The sequence below is a fragment of the Kribbella sp. CA-294648 genome, assembly GCF_050943845.1.
Lineage (GTDB): Bacteria > Actinomycetota > Actinomycetes > Propionibacteriales > Kribbellaceae > Kribbella.
Genome location: NZ_CP191981.1, coordinates 3,386,232 through 3,403,788, shown reverse-complemented (window position 1 = coordinate 3,403,788; position 17,557 = coordinate 3,386,232). Strand labels below are relative to the sequence as shown.

The 17,557-nt window shown below is 69.0% G+C and carries 17 protein-coding genes; 9 read left to right on the top strand and 8 right to left on the bottom strand.

All coding sequences use genetic code 11. The annotated features are described in order from the left end of the window. Positions 1-265: 265 nt before the first annotated feature. The gene (locus ACQPYM_RS16300) at positions 266-2,791 is read right to left on the bottom strand and encodes a polynucleotide kinase-phosphatase (protein WP_433021460.1); all 2,526 of its coding nucleotides are present in this window, start codon (positions 2,789-2,791) and stop codon (positions 266-268) included. Beyond that, on the bottom strand, positions 2,791-4,524 hold the full coding sequence (locus ACQPYM_RS16295) for a 3' terminal RNA ribose 2'-O-methyltransferase Hen1 (RefSeq protein WP_433021458.1): 1,734 nt from the start codon (positions 4,522-4,524) through the stop codon (positions 2,791-2,793). Before ACQPYM_RS16295 ends, ACQPYM_RS16300 begins: the two co-directional genes overlap by 1 nt. Positions 4,525-4,869: 345 nt before the next feature. On the opposite strand from ACQPYM_RS16295, the gene ACQPYM_RS16290 reads away from it, so the two are divergent. Beyond that, positions 4,870-5,190 (top strand): hypothetical protein, encoded by a 321-nt coding sequence (locus ACQPYM_RS16290; protein ID WP_433021456.1) that lies wholly within the window; start codon positions 4,870-4,872, stop codon positions 5,188-5,190. 58 nt (positions 5,191-5,248) lie between these two features. Here the strand turns inward: ACQPYM_RS16290 and folE are convergent, their stop codons facing one another. Continuing rightward, entirely contained in the window at positions 5,249-5,914 is a 666-nt protein-coding gene (gene folE / locus ACQPYM_RS16285; RefSeq protein WP_433021454.1) for a GTP cyclohydrolase I FolE, read from the bottom strand. 84 nt (positions 5,915-5,998) lie between these two features. Between folE and ACQPYM_RS16280 the strand changes: the two genes are divergently transcribed. Both ACQPYM_RS16280 and ybaK read left to right on the top strand, forming a co-directional pair. Further along, the gene (locus ACQPYM_RS16280) at positions 5,999-6,688 is read left to right on the top strand and encodes a helix-turn-helix transcriptional regulator (protein ID WP_433021452.1); all 690 of its coding nucleotides are present in this window, start codon (positions 5,999-6,001) and stop codon (positions 6,686-6,688) included. Between the two features lie 72 nt (positions 6,689-6,760). After that, a complete protein-coding gene (gene ybaK, locus ACQPYM_RS16275) occupies positions 6,761-7,189 on the top strand; it encodes a Cys-tRNA(Pro) deacylase (RefSeq protein WP_433023297.1) in 429 nt (142 codons plus the stop codon). Positions 7,190-7,194: 5 nt separating this feature from the next. On the opposite strand, the gene ACQPYM_RS16270 is transcribed toward ybaK, so the two are convergent. The 3 genes from ACQPYM_RS16270 to ACQPYM_RS16260 all read right to left on the bottom strand — a co-directional run bounded on the left by ACQPYM_RS16270 (position 7,195) and on the right by ACQPYM_RS16260 (position 11,652). Further along, positions 7,195-8,328, bottom strand: coding sequence for an epoxide hydrolase family protein (locus ACQPYM_RS16270; protein WP_433021450.1), 1,134 nt, complete (start codon positions 8,326-8,328; stop codon positions 7,195-7,197). 91 nt (positions 8,329-8,419) lie between these two features. Beyond that, positions 8,420-10,492 (bottom strand): phosphocholine-specific phospholipase C, encoded by a 2,073-nt coding sequence (locus tag ACQPYM_RS16265; RefSeq protein ID WP_433021448.1) that lies wholly within the window; start codon positions 10,490-10,492, stop codon positions 8,420-8,422. Between the two features lie 65 nt (positions 10,493-10,557). Then, the gene (locus tag ACQPYM_RS16260) at positions 10,558-11,652 is read right to left on the bottom strand and encodes a 3-deoxy-7-phosphoheptulonate synthase (RefSeq protein WP_433021446.1); all 1,095 of its coding nucleotides are present in this window, start codon (positions 11,650-11,652) and stop codon (positions 10,558-10,560) included. Between the two features lie 266 nt (positions 11,653-11,918). Between ACQPYM_RS16260 and ACQPYM_RS16255 the strand changes: the two genes are divergently transcribed. From ACQPYM_RS16255 to ACQPYM_RS16245, 3 genes are all read left to right on the top strand, one after another. Then, a complete protein-coding gene (locus ACQPYM_RS16255) occupies positions 11,919-12,449 on the top strand; it encodes a GNAT family N-acetyltransferase (protein ID WP_433021444.1) in 531 nt (176 codons plus the stop codon). Positions 12,450-12,616: 167 nt separating this feature from the next. Beyond that, a complete protein-coding gene (locus ACQPYM_RS16250) occupies positions 12,617-13,000 on the top strand; it encodes a hypothetical protein (protein ID WP_433021443.1) in 384 nt (127 codons plus the stop codon). 9 nt (positions 13,001-13,009) lie between these two features. Continuing rightward, positions 13,010-13,555, top strand: coding sequence for a histidine phosphatase family protein (locus ACQPYM_RS16245; protein WP_433021441.1), 546 nt, complete (start codon positions 13,010-13,012; stop codon positions 13,553-13,555). Here ACQPYM_RS16245 and ACQPYM_RS16240 read toward each other — a convergent pair. Further along, entirely contained in the window at positions 13,552-14,565 is a 1,014-nt protein-coding gene (locus ACQPYM_RS16240; protein WP_433021439.1) for a MerR family transcriptional regulator, read from the bottom strand. The genes ACQPYM_RS16245 and ACQPYM_RS16240 overlap by 4 nt on opposite strands. 114 nt (positions 14,566-14,679) lie before the next feature. Between ACQPYM_RS16240 and ACQPYM_RS16235 the strand changes: the two genes are divergently transcribed. The 3 genes from ACQPYM_RS16235 (at position 14,680) to ACQPYM_RS16225 (ending at position 16,798) form a co-directional block, all read left to right on the top strand. Then, complete coding sequence (locus ACQPYM_RS16235) at positions 14,680-14,973, top strand: WhiB family transcriptional regulator (protein ID WP_012920258.1); 294 nt, start codon at positions 14,680-14,682, stop codon at positions 14,971-14,973. 212 nt (positions 14,974-15,185) lie between these two features. Beyond that, positions 15,186-15,941: a phytanoyl-CoA dioxygenase family protein gene (locus ACQPYM_RS16230; protein WP_433021437.1), complete on the top strand. Its 756-nt coding sequence runs from the start codon at positions 15,186-15,188 to the stop codon at positions 15,939-15,941. Between the two features lie 2 nt (positions 15,942-15,943). Beyond that, positions 15,944-16,798, top strand: a complete 855-nt coding sequence (locus tag ACQPYM_RS16225; RefSeq protein ID WP_433021435.1) for a TIGR02569 family protein — start codon at positions 15,944-15,946, stop codon at positions 16,796-16,798. Here ACQPYM_RS16225 and ACQPYM_RS16220 read toward each other — a convergent pair. Further along, complete coding sequence (locus tag ACQPYM_RS16220) at positions 16,755-17,528, bottom strand: class I SAM-dependent methyltransferase (RefSeq protein WP_433021433.1); 774 nt, start codon at positions 17,526-17,528, stop codon at positions 16,755-16,757. The genes ACQPYM_RS16225 and ACQPYM_RS16220 overlap by 44 nt on opposite strands. Positions 17,529-17,557 lie beyond the last annotated feature (29 nt).

Below are 17,557 nucleotides of genomic sequence, written 5' to 3'. Positions count from 1 at the left end.
GTGCCGTGTGACATTGCACAGACCCTAGAGGGAAAACCTTTGCCTTGACAAGCACTTCCGAAAACGAGGCCTCGAAACCCGGATAGCCCCCTGAGCGACGCCAGCGGCGGGGGTCGGCGCTCGCGGCGGGCGCTGGCGCTGGCGGCGGGGGTGGCGGACCGCCGCCACTCACAAAGCTGCGGTTCCGCCTCAGCCGCGCGCTTGCGCACGGCTGGCCGGAGGCCCTGAAACGGGGTTTGTGAGTGGGGGCGGTCCGGGGTGCCGGCTAGAGGCGGGGGTCTACTGGTTCTGACTCGAGGGCGAGGACGGCGAAGACGCACTCGTGGATGCGCCAGAGGGGTTCGCCGCGGGCGGCTCGTTCGAGGGCTTCCAGGCCTACGGCGTACTCGCGCAGCGCGAGGGACCGCTTGTGACCGAGCTTGCGGTCGCGCAGCCGGGCGAAGTTCTCCGGCTCGGTGTAGTCCGGGCCGTAGATGATCCGCAGGTACTCCTGCCCGCGGACCTTCAATCCAGGCTGCGCCAACCCCTTCGCGGTCCGGACCAGGTTGGCCGCGGGCTTCACCACCATGCCCTCGCCGCCGGCGCCGGTCAGCTCCTCCCACCACTCGATCCCGGCGTCCCAGGTCTCCAGATCGACAGACAGCCGACGGGTCGGCGCGACCAGAGAGGGGCCGGCGGCAACCAATCGGTCGGCCAGCGCGAGGTGCCAGGCGTGCGGCTTCCCCTGGTACGTCGCGCCCTCCGACGCCAGCAACTGGAACGGCGCCAACCGCACCCCGTCCAGCCCTTCGGTCGGCCAGCAATACCGCCGGTACGCCGCGCTGAAGAGCTCGACGTTCGCAGTACGGCGTTGAGTCCGGGCGAGCAGCTCGGCGACGTCAAGCCCTGCTGCTGCAGCCGATTCGAGGGCAACTGTTGCGGCTGGCAACGACGATCGCGCGGCCGCGCCGACAGCGGCGTACTGGTTGCGAAGGAGCTCGCCTGCCTTCGCACTCCACGGCAACAGCTCGGCGTCCAGCAGCAACCACGAGGTGTCCAGCTCGTCGAAAACGCCGGCCTCCTCCACGACGGAACGCAGCCGGAGCAGCAACTCGTCCGTCAGTGTCGCGTCGAAGAACGAGCGCCCGGTGCGCGTGTGAACGGCTCCTCGCCCGGCGAGCCCGAACCGCTTCTCGGCGACGTCGTCATCACGGGTCAGCAGTACGACGGCCCGCGAGCCCATGTGCTTCTCTTCGCAGACCAACTCGCTGACGCCCTGAGCCTTGTACGCCTCGAACGCCTGGGCCGGGTGCTCCAGCAGTCCGGGCAGCGGCGAGGTCGCGACGGGGCTCATCGTCGGCGGCAGATAGAGCAGGAACCGCGGGTCGATCGCGAACCGGCTCATCACCTCCAGCGCCGCGCCGGCCTGCTCCGCCCGGACACTGATCCGGCCGTGGGTCCCGGTCTCGATCACGCGCCGGCCGACCACGTCGGTGATGTCGAGGACATCGGGTTCGCGCTCGGGTGCGGACGGTACGTGGAGCGGTTTGGCCGGCTTGTAGTACTGCTCGGCCGCATCGACCTGGACCAGCTCGCGCTCGGGATAGCGCAGCGCGGTCAGCGAACCGCCGAACACGCATCCGGTGTCGAGGCAGATCGTGTTGTTGATCCACTCCGGTTCCGGCGTGGGCGTGTGACCGTAGACGACCATCGCGCGACCGCGGTACTCGTTGGCCCAGGGGTAGCGGATCGGCAGGCCGAACTCGTCGGTCTCGCCGGTCGTTTCGCCGTACAGGCAGAAGGAGCGGACGCGACCCGACGTACGGCCGTGCATGCGCTCGACCAGGCCGGCGTGGGAGACGACCAGGTTGCCGCCGTCGAAGACGTAGTGCGAGATGAGCCCGTCGATGAAGGTGGCGACCTCGGCGCGGAACTCCTCCGGCTCGGCGGCGAGCTGCTCCAGCGACTCGGCCAGACCGTGGTTGATCCGGACCTTCTTGCCGCGCATCGAGCGGAGCAGCTTGTCCTCGTGGTTGCCGGTCACGCAGTACGCGTTGCCGGCGGCAACCATGCCCATCACGAGCCGTAGTACGCCGGGGGTGTCCGGGCCGCGGTCGACGAGGTCGCCGACGAAGATCGCGCGTCGGGTGGGGTGCTCGGCGTTGATCGGGCGGCCCTGCTCGTCGCGGGTGAGGGTGTAGTCGAGGGTGGTGAGCAGTTGCTCCAGTTCGGCCCGGCAACCGTGGATGTCGCCGATGATGTCGAACGGGCCGGTCTGGTCGGTGAGGTCGTTGAACAGCCTGGTGCGTTCGATGCTGACGGCATCGATCTCCTCAACCGAGGACAGCAGGTGGATGGCGCGGAAACCCTCGCGCTTAAGACTTTTCAGCCCGCGCCGCAGCTGCGACCGTTGCCGGATCACTACTTGTTTGCCGAACTGCCGGTCCGGGCGCAGCTCGTTGCGCGCCACGCAGACCTGCTCGGGCGGATCGAGAACGATTGCCACCGGCAACACGTCGTGCTCGCGGGCCAGCGCGACCAGTTCCTTACGCGCCTCCGGCTGCACGTTGGTCGCGTCGATCACGGTCAGCCGACCCGCCGCCAGTCGTTTGCCGGCGATGAAGTGCAGGACCTCGAACGCGTCCTTGGTGGCGGCCTGGTCGTTCTCGTCGTCCGAGACGAGGCCGCGGCAGACGTCGCTGGAGATCACCTCGGTGCCGAGGAAATGCTTACGGGCAAAGGTCGACTTGCCGGAACCGCTGGCACCGACCAGCACGACCAGACTCAGCGCCGGTACGCCGATGGTCGCCATCAGACGGCCTCTTTCCGGCGGAACAACGCGAGCTGCGTCGGCGGTCCGACCTCCGGATCGTCGGGCCCGACGGGGCGGAACTCGACCGAGTACCCGTACGACCGGCAGACCGACTCGGCCCACTCGTGGAACTCACCACGCGTCCACTCGAACCGGTGATCAGGATGCCGGAACTCCCCCGCGGGCAACGTCTCGAACCGCACGTTGTACTCCGAGTTCGGCGTAGTCACCACCACCGCCCCCGGCCGAGCCGCCCCGAACACCGCCTTCGCCAACGCCGGCAACCGCGGCGGATCCACATGCTCGACAACCTCCATCAACACGGCCGCATCAAGCCCGGCCAACCGCGCGTCCGCATAAGTCACCGAAGACTGAAACAACCGAAGCCGCTCCCGCTGCCGATCAGACATCTCGTCAACATGAAGCCGCCGCTCCGCAAACCCCAGCGCCCGCGACGACACATCAGTAGCCACCACCAGGTCATACCGCCCATCCTTCAACAACTCCCCCACCAACACCCCCTCCCCACACCCCAAATCCCCCACCCGCCGCCCCCCAATCTCCCGCAACACCTCAAGCACACACAGCCGCCGCTGCGCGGCGAGAGTAGGCGCCGGCGGAGTCGCACCAGCGCTGGAAGGCGAGCCGGACCCAGCCGAGCCAGAGGAGGCGGCGGAGCCGCCGAACTCGCCGCGGGCACCGGCATCTGCACCCACAGCGATGCCAGCGGGCGTCACCGGGCTGGTCAAGGAATCGGTCGCGTCACCCGCAGCGACCACAGCCGACCCGGCCGAGTCGGAGGAGGCGGCGGAGCCGCCGAACTCGCTGCGGGCACCGGCATCTGCACCGACAGCGGTGCCAGCGGGCGTCAGTGGGCTGGTCGAGGAAATGGGTGGGGTACCCGCAGCGGCCACAGGCTCGTTGGTCGTGCCGGGGAGGTTGTCGCCTACTTCGGTGGTGGGGTCTTCGGGGAGGACTTCGCCGTCGGCTTCAGTGAGGCGTTCGAGGGCGGTGTCTGTGAGGGTTCGGCGGTGGGCGAGGTAGCGGCGGGAGATCAGCGCTTTCTCGGGGTGCGTGCCGAGCCAGCCTTCGCCGGCCCGGATGAGTTTGTCGACCTCGTCGGTGCCTACCCAGTAGTGCTTGGTGTCGTCGAGCACCGGGAGGAGGACGTAGAGGTGGTTGAGTGCGTCGGCCAAACGCAGGACGCCGGTCAGCCGGAGGTCGACATAGCGCGAATCACCCCACGACGGGATCTCCGGGTCGAGCGGGATCGGCCGCGCATCGACACTCCACCCAAGCGGCTCGAAGAAGCGGCCCGCCAGCGCGACACCGCCCCGGCACGGGAGCGCGGGGAGGTGGATCTCCAGCGGAATCGACTGGCCCGCCAGCTCAGGACGCGCGTCGCAGCGACCGTTCATCGCAGTACGGAAGAGTTTTCCGAGGGCGACCGCGAGCAGACTGGACGCGGCGTACGGGCGGTCGTTGACGTACTGCCCGAGCGTGAATCCCTCCGCAGCGCGCCCCTTCCCCGAGCGGACCAGCGCGATCGGGTCCACCTCGAGCAGCACCGCCGCGGTACAGCGCTCCGCCGTCGCCTCCGGGTACACCACATGCGCCACCCCGCCGGCGACCTCCACCGACTGAGGTCGCGCCGGATTCTTGTGCAACAGGAATCCGAGGTCGGTCGCGGGAACATCGGCGCCAATAGTGCGGGTGGCGATTGTCAGGAACACCTCGCCATTCGATCACGCGAGCCGTCCATCCGGCGCCTGCTTTGTCAGGAGCTGAGCGCGCCGCCCAGGTCAAACCGGGCCGAAGATTGAGACACGCCCGATGACCTCTGGCGCGTCCGGCCGGTTGGTTCTACCTTGATTTGCAGTGTATGAGTCGCTACAGACCGTCCTTCCCCGCTGACAGTCCGTACCGGTCCCCGGTTTGTGGCGAATGCCCTGAACCACGCCGACTTCCGGGGAAAGGACCATGGCTACTCCCTCAGGCCATCCCAGTAACGACTCCAGCAAGGCATCCAGTACTGCGCAGCGGGCCCCTCGCCCGGCCGGGACCGAAGAGGTCCGCCGGTGAAACCCCAGACTTTCGAACTCGTCAGGTACGCCGACATCAGCGGCGTCTCCGGCACCGGAACGGTCGCCGAAGGGTGTGTCTTCACCGACGGCTCGGTCGCACTGCGCTGGCACGGCCCGAACCCGTCGACAGCGGTCTGGCCCGACCTCGACTCCATCCTCGCCGTCCACGGCCACTGCGGCTCGACCGTGGTCCGCTGGCTCGACGTCTCCGAGATGGAACCGGTCCCCGGCACCGATCTGTTGCCCGGGGAGGTCGCCCACATCCTGGCCACCGGCCGCCACACCCACCACCCATCGGCGGTGGTCACAGCCTGACCCTTACGCCGGACCCCGCGTCATCCAGCCGGCCCCCAGACCGGGGACGGCGGAGAACTCAGTTCGCGGAGATACCGGTGAGCGCGAAGAACTCCTGACGCGAGCCAGGGCTGTCGCGCAGCATGCCGTGCAGTGCCGAGGTGACCGTCCGGGAGCCGAGCGCTCGGACGCCACGCAACGACATGCACTGGTGCTCGGCCTCGATCACCACGCCCACACCCTTGGGCGCGAGCTGGTCCCGGAGCCAGTCGGCGACCTGCTTGGTCAGCCGCTCCTGCACCTGCAGGTCACGCGCGAACAGCTCCACCACGCGGGCCAGCTTGGACAGCCCGAGAATGCGTTCGCCCGGCAGATAGCCGACGTGCGCGACGCCCTGGAACGGCAGCATGTGGTGTTCGCAGAGCGACTGGACCGGGATGTTCCGGGCCAGCACCAGTTCGTCGTACCCCTCGTCGTTGGGGAACGTCGTCAGCTCGAACTCCCGCGGCGTCAGCATCTCGGCGTACGCGTTGGCCACCCGCCGCGGGGTCTCGGCCAGGTGCGCGCTGTGCGGATCCCGCCCGAGCGCCACCAGCAGATCGGCCACTGCCCGCTCAGCGGCGGCCAGGTCGATCTCCGGCCGGCCACCGACGACGTGCAGTGGGGTCCGCCGGCCACCCGCCGGCTGCGCGCCGGCCGGCTCGTCGAGCCCGGCCGGATCGAGCTCCGTACGAATCATGGTCATCTGGCGCCTCCACTGTTCGAGAACGATCGACCTTAAAAGCCATCCGGGTGTTTCGTCAACGGAAGTTGGCGATAGAATCGCAGGGTGGACCAGCCGACGGACGCGAGCATCCAGGCGGTGGCCGCGCTGGACGAACCGACCCGGCGGCGGCTGTACGACCATGTCGTCGCCGAGCCGGCCCCGATCAGCCGCGAGGACGCCGCCACCGCGCTCGGGCTGCCCCGGACCACGGCCGCGTTCCATCTCGACCGGCTCGTCGACGAGGGCCTGCTCACGGTCACCCACGAGCGTCGTACCGGCCGGACCGGACCCGGCGCGGGCCGCCCGGCCAAGCTCTACCGACGCTCGGACCGCGAGATCGGCGTGTCCCTCCCCGAACGCCAGTACGACGTCGCCGGGCAACTCCTCGCGGCCGCGATGGAGGACGCCGAAGCATCGGGCGGCTCACCCCGCAAAGCGCTGGACCGGCGAGCCCACCAGTACGGCGAATCCGTCGGCCGAACCAATCCTGGTACGCCGCTCGCCGAGGTTCTGCAGGCGCACGGCTTCGAGCCCCGACGCAACGGCTCGGCCATCGAGCTGGCCAACTGTCCCTTCAAGGCGCTGGCCAAGAACCACCCCGACCTGGTGTGCACCATGACGCTGCACCTGCTCGGCGGGCTACTCGACGGGCTCGGCGGCACCGGGCTGCAGGCGGTCCTCGAGCCTCGACCCGCGCACTGCTGCGTGCGCCTCATGCCGGACAGCCAGAACGCGCAGGTCCGGACGTCGTAGGGTTCTGGCGTGGCGAAAGGGAAACAGAGCGGACAGGGCACCCCGGCGACCGTCGCGCTGACGAAGGCCGGCATGACGTTCACGACGCACACGTACGACCACGATCCGGCGGCCAAGTCGTACGGGCTGGAGGCTGCCGAAGCTCTCGGCCTTCAGCCGGAGCAAGTCTTCAAGACGCTGCTCGTCGATGTCGATGGGAAGCTGTCGGTGGGTGTCGTGCCCGTCGACAAGCAACTGGACCTGAAGGCGGTCGCTGCCGCGCTGAACGGCAAGAAGGCGACGATGGCGGATCCCGCGGCGGCCGAGCGGATCACCGGCTACGTGGTCGGCGGCATCAGCCCGATCGGCCAGAAGCGGCTGCTGCCCACGGTGGTCGACGAGACCGCGTCGGTCCACGACACCGTCTACGTCTCCGGCGGCCGCCGAGGCCTCGACCTCGGCCTCTCCCCCGCCGACCTGATCAAGCTGACCGCGGCCCGCACCGCCCCGATCGCCCGCTGACCGGACTACGTCTTCTTCTTCAGGACGGACCTGAAGAACGCGACCAGATCCTCGGCCAGCAGCTCGGGCTCTTCCCACGCGGCGAAGTGGCCGCCGCGGGGCATCGCCGTGTAGCGGGTGACGTTGTAGGTGCGCGCTGCCCAGCTGCGCGGTGGCCGGACCAGGTCTTCGGGGAAGACGGCGATCGCGGTCGGCACCGACACCGAGGTCACCCGCTCACGCAGGCCGCGGTGGAACTCGTAGTACGGGCGGAACGAGGTCGAGATGGAGTTCGTGAACCAGTACAGCGACGCCTGGGTGAGGATGTAGTCGTCGCTGAACCGGGTGTTGACCTCGCCGTCGCAGTCGCTCCACGCCCGGTACTTTTCGAGAAGCCAGGCAAGCAGTCCCGCCGGTGAGTCCGACAGTCCCGCGCTCAGCGTGAGCGGCCGGGTCATCTGCTCGTGTTCGTAGCCGCCCTCTTCGGCGAACCACTCGGCCTCGGCGTCGAGGTACGCCTGCTCCTCCGGGCTCAGCTCGTCCGGATCGACCGGGGCCGGATTCGCGACCGCGAGCAGGTGGATGCCGACCACCTCCTCCGGGTACGCCTGGCCGAGCAGTGAGCTGATCCCGGCACCGAGATCACCACCGTGCGCACCGTACCGGGCGAAGCCCAGCTCGTCGCGCATCAACCGGTGCCACAGCTCGTGCGTAGCCGTTGCTGGTGGCAACGAAGGTCGTTGCGGCGAGAACGGGAACCCCGGCAACGAAGGCACGATCACCGTGAAGGCTTCCTCCACCGGCCGCCCGTACTGCGTGGGCGACGCGAGCCGGTGCGCCAACTCGGTCAGCTCCAGCACCGAACTCGGCCAGCCGTGTGTCAGGACGAGCGGCAACGCACTGGGCTGCTCGCCGTCGTACCGGAGGTAGTGCACCGGTACGCCGTCGAAGTCCGCAAAGTGGGAGGGCAGCGCGTTGAGTGCCGCCTCCTGCTTGCGCCAGTCGAAGCCGTCGGCCCAGTACGCGACGAGCCGGCGCAGCTCGTTGCCATCGGTACCGGCTTCCCAGCCGGTACCGGGCCAGCTCGTCGCCCACCGCGTTCGCCGCAGTCGCGACCGCAAATCCTCCAACTCGTCCTCGGCAACAGCAAGAACATCCACGCGATCCTCCCCAAAATCGCCCCGATGGCTGCCACCTTTCCGTAGATTTGGCCGAATCGCCAGAGGTAATGACCAGCCGGTAACCGCCAGGTCAGCCAGTCACGCTCGGGGAGCCGTTCTCCAGGTGACCGGTCAGGCGGCGACGGTACGTCGGGTCCTCGGCGGTGGTGACCTCGACGTCGTACCAGCCGTGGTCGGTCGGCCAGGCGAGCGCCCGGGTCTGCTTGCCGCGGACATCCTGGTTGATCGTCCGGCTGCCGTAACCGCGCGCCTTCAGCTTCACGCTGAGCGGCTTGGTGCCGGTGTTCTCCAACTCGACCTTCAGCGAGCCCCGGTCCTCCCTGATCCGTACGTCGAGACCGGCCGCGACCCCTTCGACCGAGCCGGCCAGCTCGACCCAGAACCGGTTCGGACCCTGCACCGCGAGCTCGTACGGGCCACTGACCGGCACCTCTTGGGCGAGCTCACCCTTGACGTCGAGATGCGCCGGCGCGGGCAGCTCCCCGCCGTACGGGTAGATCGCGAAGTGCGCCGCCTCGGGCGCATCGTTGCCGAGTCGCAGTTTCAGCTTGCCTTTGGCAACGAAGCCGGAAACCGACGGCTGGTAAGGCAATGGACGGGCCGGGCGGCGGCCGGGCTCCTGGCCTGGCAGCGCCTGGGTTGCCGGCGGCACCGGCTTCCACCGGGAGATGGGCGCCGGAACCGGACCAGGCGCGTCGACCGACGGCTGACGATGCGTCCGCTTGAAGTCGAAGGCCGAGGTGAGGTCACCGCAGGCCGTCCGGCGCCAGGAACTGATGTTCGGTTCCTTGATGCCGGTCCAGCGCTCGAGGAACTGCAGCACCGAGGTGTGGTCGGACACCTGCGAGTTGATGTGCCCGCCGACCGACCACGGCGAGACCACGGTCATCGGGACCCGCGGTCCGAGACCGATCGGGCGGCCGGCGTACCAGTCGTCGCCGTCGCCGGAGTCAGGGCGCGGCGCGACCGGTGGCGGGACGTGGTCGAAGTACCCGTCGTTCTCGTCGAAGTTGATCAGCAGCACGGTCTTGGACCAGGTCTCGGGGTCCGAGGCGATCGCGTCGAGCAGGTCGTAGACCAGGTTCGCGCTGCCGATCGGCGTCGACGCTCCGGGGTGCTCGGAGTCGATGGCCGACGGGACGAGCCAGCTCACCGCGGGCAGCTTGCCGGCCAAGATGTCGGCCCGCACGCGCGGCACCAGCGACTCGGGCTCGCTGCGGTACATCGCTTTGAAGAAGAGCTTCTGGTCGGCCAGCGGCTGCTTCGCGACGGCGTCTTCGAGCAGCTTGAGCGCGGCCGCCCGCTCCGCCGGGGTCTTCGCGAAGAGCTTGTCGTAGAACTCCTCGGTGGTGCGGTAACCCGGCACGGAGGCGAGGATCCGGCGGCCGAGCTCCTTGAAGGTCTTGAAGTACTCGACCGCGTTGTCGGTGAAGTTGTCCCACTCCTGGTAGATCTGCCAGGAGACACCGGCCGCTTCCAGCCGTTCCGGGTAGGCCGTCCAGTCGTAGCCCTGGTGGTCGTAGGAGTACGCCGCGTTGGTGACCGCGCGTTGCGTCGTACCGGGCTCGTAGCCCGTCGTACCGGACATCAGGTAGTTGCGGTTCGGGTTGGTCGAGCCGTTCACCGAGCAGTGGTAGGCGTCGAGGATGGTGAAGGTCTCGGCCAGCTCGTACTGCAGCGGGATGTCGCGGCGGTCGTAGTACGTCATCGTCGCGGCCGTCTTGGCCTGCACCCAGTCGTCGTTCCAGCCGTTGTTCCAGGCCTTCGTCGCATCGGTGAAGCCGTGCGGCAGGTCGCCGAGGTACTGGATGTCGTCCGGTTTGCGCCCGGCATCGGCGGCCGCCTTGCGGAGCGAGAACGGCAGCACCTCGCCACCACCGGTGACCGGCTGGTGGAACACCGACTTGCCGTTGCGCAGCCGCAACGGCAGGCGGTCGCCGTACCCGCGGACGCCGCGCAGCATGCCGAAGTAGTGGTCGAAGGAGCGGTTCTCCTGCATCAGCACGATCACGTGCTCGATCGCGTCGAGCCCACCGGGCCGGATCGGTTGCGCCATCGCCGCGTGCAGCGACGGTGGGAGCAGCGACAACGCTGCCCCACCGGCTGCGGAACCAAGAACCAGGCGGCGGGAAATGTCAGTCATGCCCCGGACAGTAGGTCAGGACCGGCCGGTCGCGGGATGCCTCGCGACCGACATTCTCCTGAAGTTCACGCGCCCGTACGACGCTTGATCACGGCGTCGCGCAGACCCTCCAGCACGCCCACGGTGGTGTCCCAGCCCAGGCACGCGTCGGTGATCGACTGTCCGTAGGTGAGCGGCTGCGTCGGGTCGAGATTCTGCCGGCCCTCGACCAGGAACGACTCCAGCATCACGCCGACGACCGCCTTGTTGCCCTCGGCCACTTGCTGCCCGATCTCGGCGGCGACGGCGGGCTGGCGGTGGTGGTCCTTGCGGCTGTTGCCGTGACTCGCGTCGATGACGACCCGCTCGGGCAGGCCGGCCTTGCTCAGCAGTTCGGTGGCACCCGCGACCGACTCGGCGTCGTAGTTGGGTCCGGCGTCGGAGCCGCGCAGTACGAGGTGGCAGTCGGGGTTGCCGCGGGTGTGCAGGATCGCGGGGGCGCCGTCGTGGGCGATACCGGTGAAGACGTGCGGGACGGCCGCGGCCTTGATCGCGTCGACCGCGGTCGCGATGCTTCCGTCGGGACGGTTCTTCATGCCGATCGGCATCGACAGACCGGACGAGAGCTGCCGGTGCACCTGGCTCTCGACGGTCCGCGCGCCGATCGCACCCCACCCGACCGTGTCGGCGATGTACTGCGGGGTGATCGGGTCGAGGAACTCACACCCGACCGGCAGGCCCTTGGCCAGTACTTCGAGGAGCAGGGCGCGGGCCGTCCGCAAGCCGGTGTTGACGTCGCCTGAGCCGTCGAGACCCGGGTCGTTGATGAGGCCCTTCCAACCGAGGGTCGAGCGCGGCTTCTCGAAGTACACGCGCATCACCACGAGCAGACCGTCGGAGAGTCGCTCGGCGACCGGTCGAAGGCGTTCGGCGTACTCGAGCGCCGCCTGCGCGTCGTGCACCGAACAGGGGCCGACGACAACGAGCAGCCGGTCGTCGGTGCCGTTGAGCACGTCCGTCACGGCCTGCCGCCCGGCGACGACCGTCTCGGCGAGCTCGGCGCTCAGCGGCAGTTCCTCGTGCAGGGCGAGCGGGGTGATCAACGGGACGGTCTTCTCGATCCGTCGATCGACGACCGCGCCTTGCGGAACCTGGCGGACCTGCTGCGGGAGGGTGTTCATGGGGGACCTTTCCGCCGGTACTCCGCGGTGGACCCGAGGACAGCGCCGGCTGGGAACGAGAAAAGGCAAGGACGAATGTCCTTGCCTCAGAGCCGGCTGAAGTTTCTTGGTCAGGCGTCAGCGATCAGCTGAGCTACCCGGCACAACAGCCGGCCACTCAAAAAATCGCCAATACCAACGCTTCACGTCGCCGACGATATCACCCACCGCAACCGGCCCCCGAAATCGCCTCGCCTTCCGGCTCTCCCCCATGGTTGCCTCAGGCCATGACCACGATCCGCCGCAGCACCGCCGGCGAACTGATCCACCTGCAATCGATCGAGCTGGCGGCCGGGGCGTTGTTCCGCGAGATCGGCATGACGGATGTCGCCGGGCATCCGCCGCCGTCGATCGAGACGCTCGAGCGCTACCGGCAGGCCGCGCTGGCCTGGACCGCAGCCGGGCCGGACGACCAGGCGATCGGCTACGTGCTCGTCGACCTGGTGGACGGCGCCGCGCACATCGAGCAGGTCAGCGTTCACCCGGATCACGGCCGTCAAGGCATCGGGCGCCTGCTGATCGACGAGGTCGACAGCTGGGCCGCCGGCCGAGGACTGCCCGCCCTCACCCTCAGCACCTTCCGCAACGTCCCCTGGAACGCCCCGTACTACGCCCGCCTGGGTTTCCTTGAGTTGGCGGCCGGCGAGCTCACTCCGGGGTTGATCGAGGTTCAGCGGCATGAGGCCGCGCTGGGGCTGGATCCCGCGCAGCGGCTGTTCATGCGACGGGAGATCGGGACGGACAGTGTCAGGGGGTGAGATCTGGTTTGGGGGGTGTAACCGGGGGTGGGCGTGGGTCGTTGAGGGTCGCAACAGGTTGAGGGCTTTACTGACGACTTTCTAAGGGGTGCGCGCACGGTGGCAGGTCCGCTCGGGGGTCAGGGGTTGCTGGTGCCGTCCGGTTGTCGGCCTGCCGAGGCCCGGCGGTGAGGCCGCGGACTTTCGAACTGGTCCGCTTCCGCGATCTCAGCGGGGTCTCCGGCACCGGCGTGGTGGCCGAGGGGTGCGTGTTCACCGACGGGTCGGTGGCGCTGCGCTGGCGGGGCAACAACCCGGCGACGGCCGTCTGGCCCGATCTGGAGTCGGTGCTCGCCGTCCACGGCCACCAGGGCGCGACGGAGGTTCGCTGGCTCGAGGTCCCGGCGGACGACGCCTGGACCGAGTCCACCACCGAGGCCGGGCCTGAGTTCGACCTGGCGCAGCTCTTCGGCGAGCAGCACAACGTGCGGCCGCCGAGTTCACTCACCGACCCTTCCGCGCTCCCGCCCAGCCGCGCCAGAGGCTGGGCCGGGGCGCGCCATCTCCGGTAGAACATCCTCGTGACCCAGATCTACCTGGTTCGGCACGGTCAGCCGGACTACGCGCCGGTGGATAGCCGTGGCTGGCCCGGTATGGCCGCTGACGCCGCTCCGCTCACCCCGGAGGGCGCCAAGCAGGCCGAGGCCGTTGCGGACCTCCTGAGTGGCATCGGTGCCACCTACCTGGTCAGCTCGCCCTTCACCCGCGCCCTGCACAGTGCCGCCATCATCGGCCACCGGCTGGCCCTCGGCGTACGGGTCGACTACGACCTGCGCGACTGGCTGCCGGACAGCACGGGCTCGTGGCGCGGGGTGGCCGACGTACGGGCTGCTCAGGCGGAGCTGGACGAGTACGGCGGCGAGTGGCCCGAGGGGATCGTGCGGGCGTGGGAGCCGCTGTCCGCCGTACGGGCTCGGGCGCGGGCAGCGCTGGCGCGGCACACGGCCAGCACCGACGGCCCAGTGCTGGCGATCACGCACGAGATGGTCATCCGGGCACTGACGGGCGAACGCGACACAGCCCACGGCAGCCACCGGTACTTCCGCTACGACCCCGCCGACGACTAGCGGCGCGCTGCTGAGACCAGGGCGTTGACAGCGTCCGGCAGGGAGTTCACCCAGCCGTCCTGCTCACCCAGCACCTTCCAGCCCGGCCCACCGACCACCAGCCGGTACGACGGCCTGGTGCGCGCCAGGGAGCGCACAGCCTCCAGGTCGGCGGTTGCGGGCGCACTGGACCAGATGAAGACCGCTGCGGGCCGGATCAGGCGCACGGCACTCGACAACGCCTCCACCGGCGTCGCAGCGCCCAGTGTGCGCACCCGCACCCGGCGCTCGGCCAGCGCGGCCGCCACGGCCAGCAGCGGTAGCGCATGGTCCTCCCGCTCCAGACAGGCCAGTACTACGGGTCGCGCCGACTCGTCCGGCTTGAACCGGTCCAGTGCGCGCCGGGTGTGATACCTGAGGCCGCCGGCCACAGCATCGGAGGCAAGGTGCTCGACCTCCACACAGGCCTTGGTCTGCTCCCACTGGTCGCCCACCTTGACCAGCAACGGCATCAACCGGCTGGTCCACGCTTCGACGGCGCCCGACCGGTCCAGGCTGCGGGCGATCTCGTGGGTGAGCCGCTCGGCGTCCATGGCGTTCGCCAGCTCGAACAGGTCAGCCAGCTTGCCCGGCTCGGAGGCGCGAGACCGCGCGGACCGGCGTACCGGCTTCAGCGGCGCTTCAGCGCCCGACCGGGTGCCGTCGGCAACGGAAGTGGCGGATGTCACAGTGGGTGATTGCGCAGGGTAGATCTGGTCACGAACCGACGCCGCCGCCTCGGCCGTCGGCATGCCCTGCTCGACCATCCGCAGCATCGTCCGGAGCCGGACCAGATCCTCCGGGCTGTAGCGCCGATGACCGCCTACTGACCGTGCGCTCGGGCTCAATCCGTACCTGCGCTCCCAGCTCCGCAGGGTCGGCGCGGCGATGCCGAGCCGGCGCGCGGCGGCCCCGACGGTGAGAGTTTCCGAGTCGGTCGGCACAGCGTTCATGCTGCCCGATTCCCGCTCAGCGCGGACCGGAATCGCCACGTCCCGATAACAACTCGACCGACTTTCGAGACAACAAGGGTTGAACTGCGCATGAGTTGAGCATAGTTTTCACCGAGCGCCCGTCCGCGCTCACGGTGAGTCAAGGAGGTTGCCATGTCGAGAGGGATGCCTCGCCTACCCCGCCCGCTCATGGATCTGTGGGACTGGCAGTCGCAAGCCGCTTGCCGCGACGTCAACCCGGAGCTGTTCTTCTCCCCCGAATCGGAGCGTGGCGTTCGCAAACGCGCTCGCGAGATGGTGGCCAAGTCGCTCTGCGGTACCTGTCCGGTCCAGCCCGAGTGCCGCCAGCACGCCCTCTCCGTCGGAGAGCCCTACGGCGTCTGGGGTGGGACCACGGAATCCGAACGGGACAACGTCGTCCTCGCCGAACACAGGAAGTCCGCCTGACGGCCGCCGGCAACTGAACCACCTCGACCCACCCGGGTCCGGCCCTCGCGCCGGACCCGGTCCCCGATCTCCAGCGGCCTCACCCGCTCACAGATCGGCACAAACCCGGCCTGGCCGCGGTTGCCCAGCTGGCATCGATTGCAGCTCGCGATGCTCCTCCACCGCTGAGAAATTTGGTGGCGGAGGGCAAGCTGCGAAGCCAGCATGGGGAGATGCTCAGCGACGGTCAGCTCGAACAGTTCGCGCGCGACGGGATCGTGCGGATTCCTGGTGCCTTCGCGGCCGACGACGCGGCGCGGATGCGGGACGTGCTCTGGCGCGAGCTGGCCGAGTTGTACGGGATGCGGCCGGACGACCGGAGTACGTGGACGCCGCTGCGGCCCACCAAGCTGGTGGCGACCAAGAAGCATCCGGCCGCGAACGCGATCCTCGGCCTGCCGCTCCGGGCCGCGCTCGATCAGCTTCTCGGGCCGGCAGGCTGGATCGAGCCGCGGCACCAAGGGCAGGTCCTGGTCACCATGCCGACCGGCGAAGACTGGTCGGTACCGCATCGGCAGTGGCACACGGATGTCGGCTTCGACGTCCCGCAGGACGGCCCGGGAGGCGTCAAGATCTGGGCTTTGCTGGGCGATCTCGAACCCGGCGGTGGCGGTACGCCGCAGGTCGCCGGCTCCCATCGAGTGATCACCCGCTACCTGAGCACGACTGACGAGCGGGACTTCACCACGGTCCGCGACGAAGTCCTGGCATCCCATCCATGGTTCGTCGACCTGACTCGCGAGCACAGAACCACTGACATCGACTTCATGACCGAGGCCGACCTGGACGGGATCCCGGTCCGGGTAGTCGAACTCACCGGACACGCCGGCGACGTCTACCTCACCCACCCCTGGATCCTCCACTCCATCGCCCCCAACGCCCGCAAGACCCCACGCCTGATGCGCAGCCGAATGATCTGGAGAAGCTGACTGTGGACACGCCCTCGACGCCTCCGGCCGTCGTGATTGAAGCGTTTGCGATCACCGGCGAGCCCGTTCTTCTCCGCGGCGGTCGAGGTGGCACCTGGCGGGCCGGCAGTGTGATTCTCAAGCTGGTCGACTTCGCCGACGAGACCAATTGGCGAGCCGACATCCTCGACGCCCTGCCGGACTCCGAGCATTTCCGGATAGCGCGCCCGGTCCGCACAGTCGACGGAGCCTGGATCGCCGAAGGGTGGGAAGCCTGTCGAGTCGTCGACGGAGCCACCGACGTCAGCCGGCCGGACGACGTACTACGAGCCGGGATCGACTTCCATCGAGCCATCGCATCCGTCCCGCGCCCCGACTTCCTGGACGTTCGCCAGGACCCCTGGTCCACCGGAGACCGAGCCGCCTGGGAGGAGATCCCGTTCCAGCTCGATCCCGCAGCCGACCCGTTGACCCAACCGTTGAGCCGGGCCCGTCGACCCGTCGACCTTCCCTCGCAGGCGGTCCACGGCGACCTCCCCGGCAACGTCCTCTTCGCCGCGGGTATGCCACCGGCGATCATCGACTGGCCCGTCTACTGGCGCCCTCCGACCTGGGCCCTGGCCATCGCGGTCGTCGACGCTCTGTGCTGGTACGACGCAACCCCTGACCTCGCGGAGCGCTGGGCCTACCTACCGGCGTGGGGCCAGATGCTGGTCCGCGCCCTGATGTACCGGATCGCCACTGACGAAGCAGCTTCCGGCCCATCGTGCTGGACCACGTCCCGGCTCAACGCCTACCAGCCGACGGTCGACCTCGCAGTCATGATCGCCCGTACTACGAATGGCGGCGGGCGAGATGGGTGTGGATCTCCGCGTTGAGTTCCACGGTTTCGGGCAGGACCTCGAGGATTCGGCGGAAGACCTGGTCCCGGTCGGCGGGTTGCAGCATCACGTACGCCGAGACCGTCGAGAGCTGTCCGACGTAGTCGTGGGCGCTCATCGTCAAGCGCCGTTCGATCACCGCCTGCCGGACATCGGTGAACCACTCGGACTCCTGGAGCTCCGTGCCGGGCCATTCCATCGGGCGATCCGCGGCGGGTGTGCCGTCAGGCGACGGCACACCGTCGTTCTCCAGGTACGGCGCACGCGCCGCGCGCACGGCCTCCTTGAGCGCCGGGTCGGCCAACTGGATCGGTACGGCGAACGAGGCGAACACGCCACCCGGCCGGACCAGCGCGGCCATCCGGTCCCACCGGCCTTCAGGGTTGGTCCAATGCAGCGCGGCAGCCGAATACACCAAGTCGTACGACGAATCCAGCGGCAAGTCCTCGAACGCGGCCAGCACGGCGGTCACGTTCCCCGGCACGTTCTTGCGCAACTCCGCGAGCATCGCCGCATCCGGCTCAGTCGCCGTCACCGCAATCCCCGCCTCCGCGAACAGCCGCGTCGCCTTCCCCGTCCCAGCACCGAACTCCAGCGCGGACCGCACCGACCCACCGGCGTACCCCATCACCAACTCAAGCAGCTCCACCGGATACCCAGGCCGAAACCGCTCATACGCCTCCGCCACAACCCCAAAACTCAACCCCCGCGCAACCATGCCCAGCATCCTGACACCCTCCCCCGCCCCAGCGCTTG

Bases quoted from the DNA above. Each gene is read 5' to 3' on its own strand.
- ACQPYM_RS16230 (WP_433021437.1), top strand. From the start codon at position 15,186: ATGCTCAGCGACGGTCAGCTCGAACAGTTCGCGCGCGACGGGATCGTG.
- ACQPYM_RS16235 (WP_012920258.1), top strand. From the start codon at position 14,680: ATGTCGAGAGGGATGCCTCGCCTACCCCGCCCGCTCATGGATCTGTGG.
- folE (WP_433021454.1), bottom strand. From the start codon at position 5,914: ATGACCATGATTCGTACGGAGCTCGATCCGGCCGGGCTCGACGAGCCG.
- ACQPYM_RS16265 (WP_433021448.1), bottom strand. From the start codon at position 10,492: ATGACTGACATTTCCCGCCGCCTGGTTCTTGGTTCCGCAGCCGGTGGG.
- ACQPYM_RS16300 (WP_433021460.1), bottom strand. From the start codon at position 2,791: ATGGCGACCATCGGCGTACCGGCGCTGAGTCTGGTCGTGCTGGTCGGT.
- ybaK (WP_433023297.1), top strand. From the start codon at position 6,761: ATGACGTTCACGACGCACACGTACGACCACGATCCGGCGGCCAAGTCG.
- ACQPYM_RS16260 (WP_433021446.1), bottom strand. From the start codon at position 11,652: ATGAACACCCTCCCGCAGCAGGTCCGCCAGGTTCCGCAAGGCGCGGTC.
- ACQPYM_RS16255 (WP_433021444.1), top strand. From the start codon at position 11,919: ATGACCACGATCCGCCGCAGCACCGCCGGCGAACTGATCCACCTGCAA.
- ACQPYM_RS16220 (WP_433021433.1), bottom strand. From the start codon at position 17,528: ATGCTGGGCATGGTTGCGCGGGGGTTGAGTTTTGGGGTTGTGGCGGAG.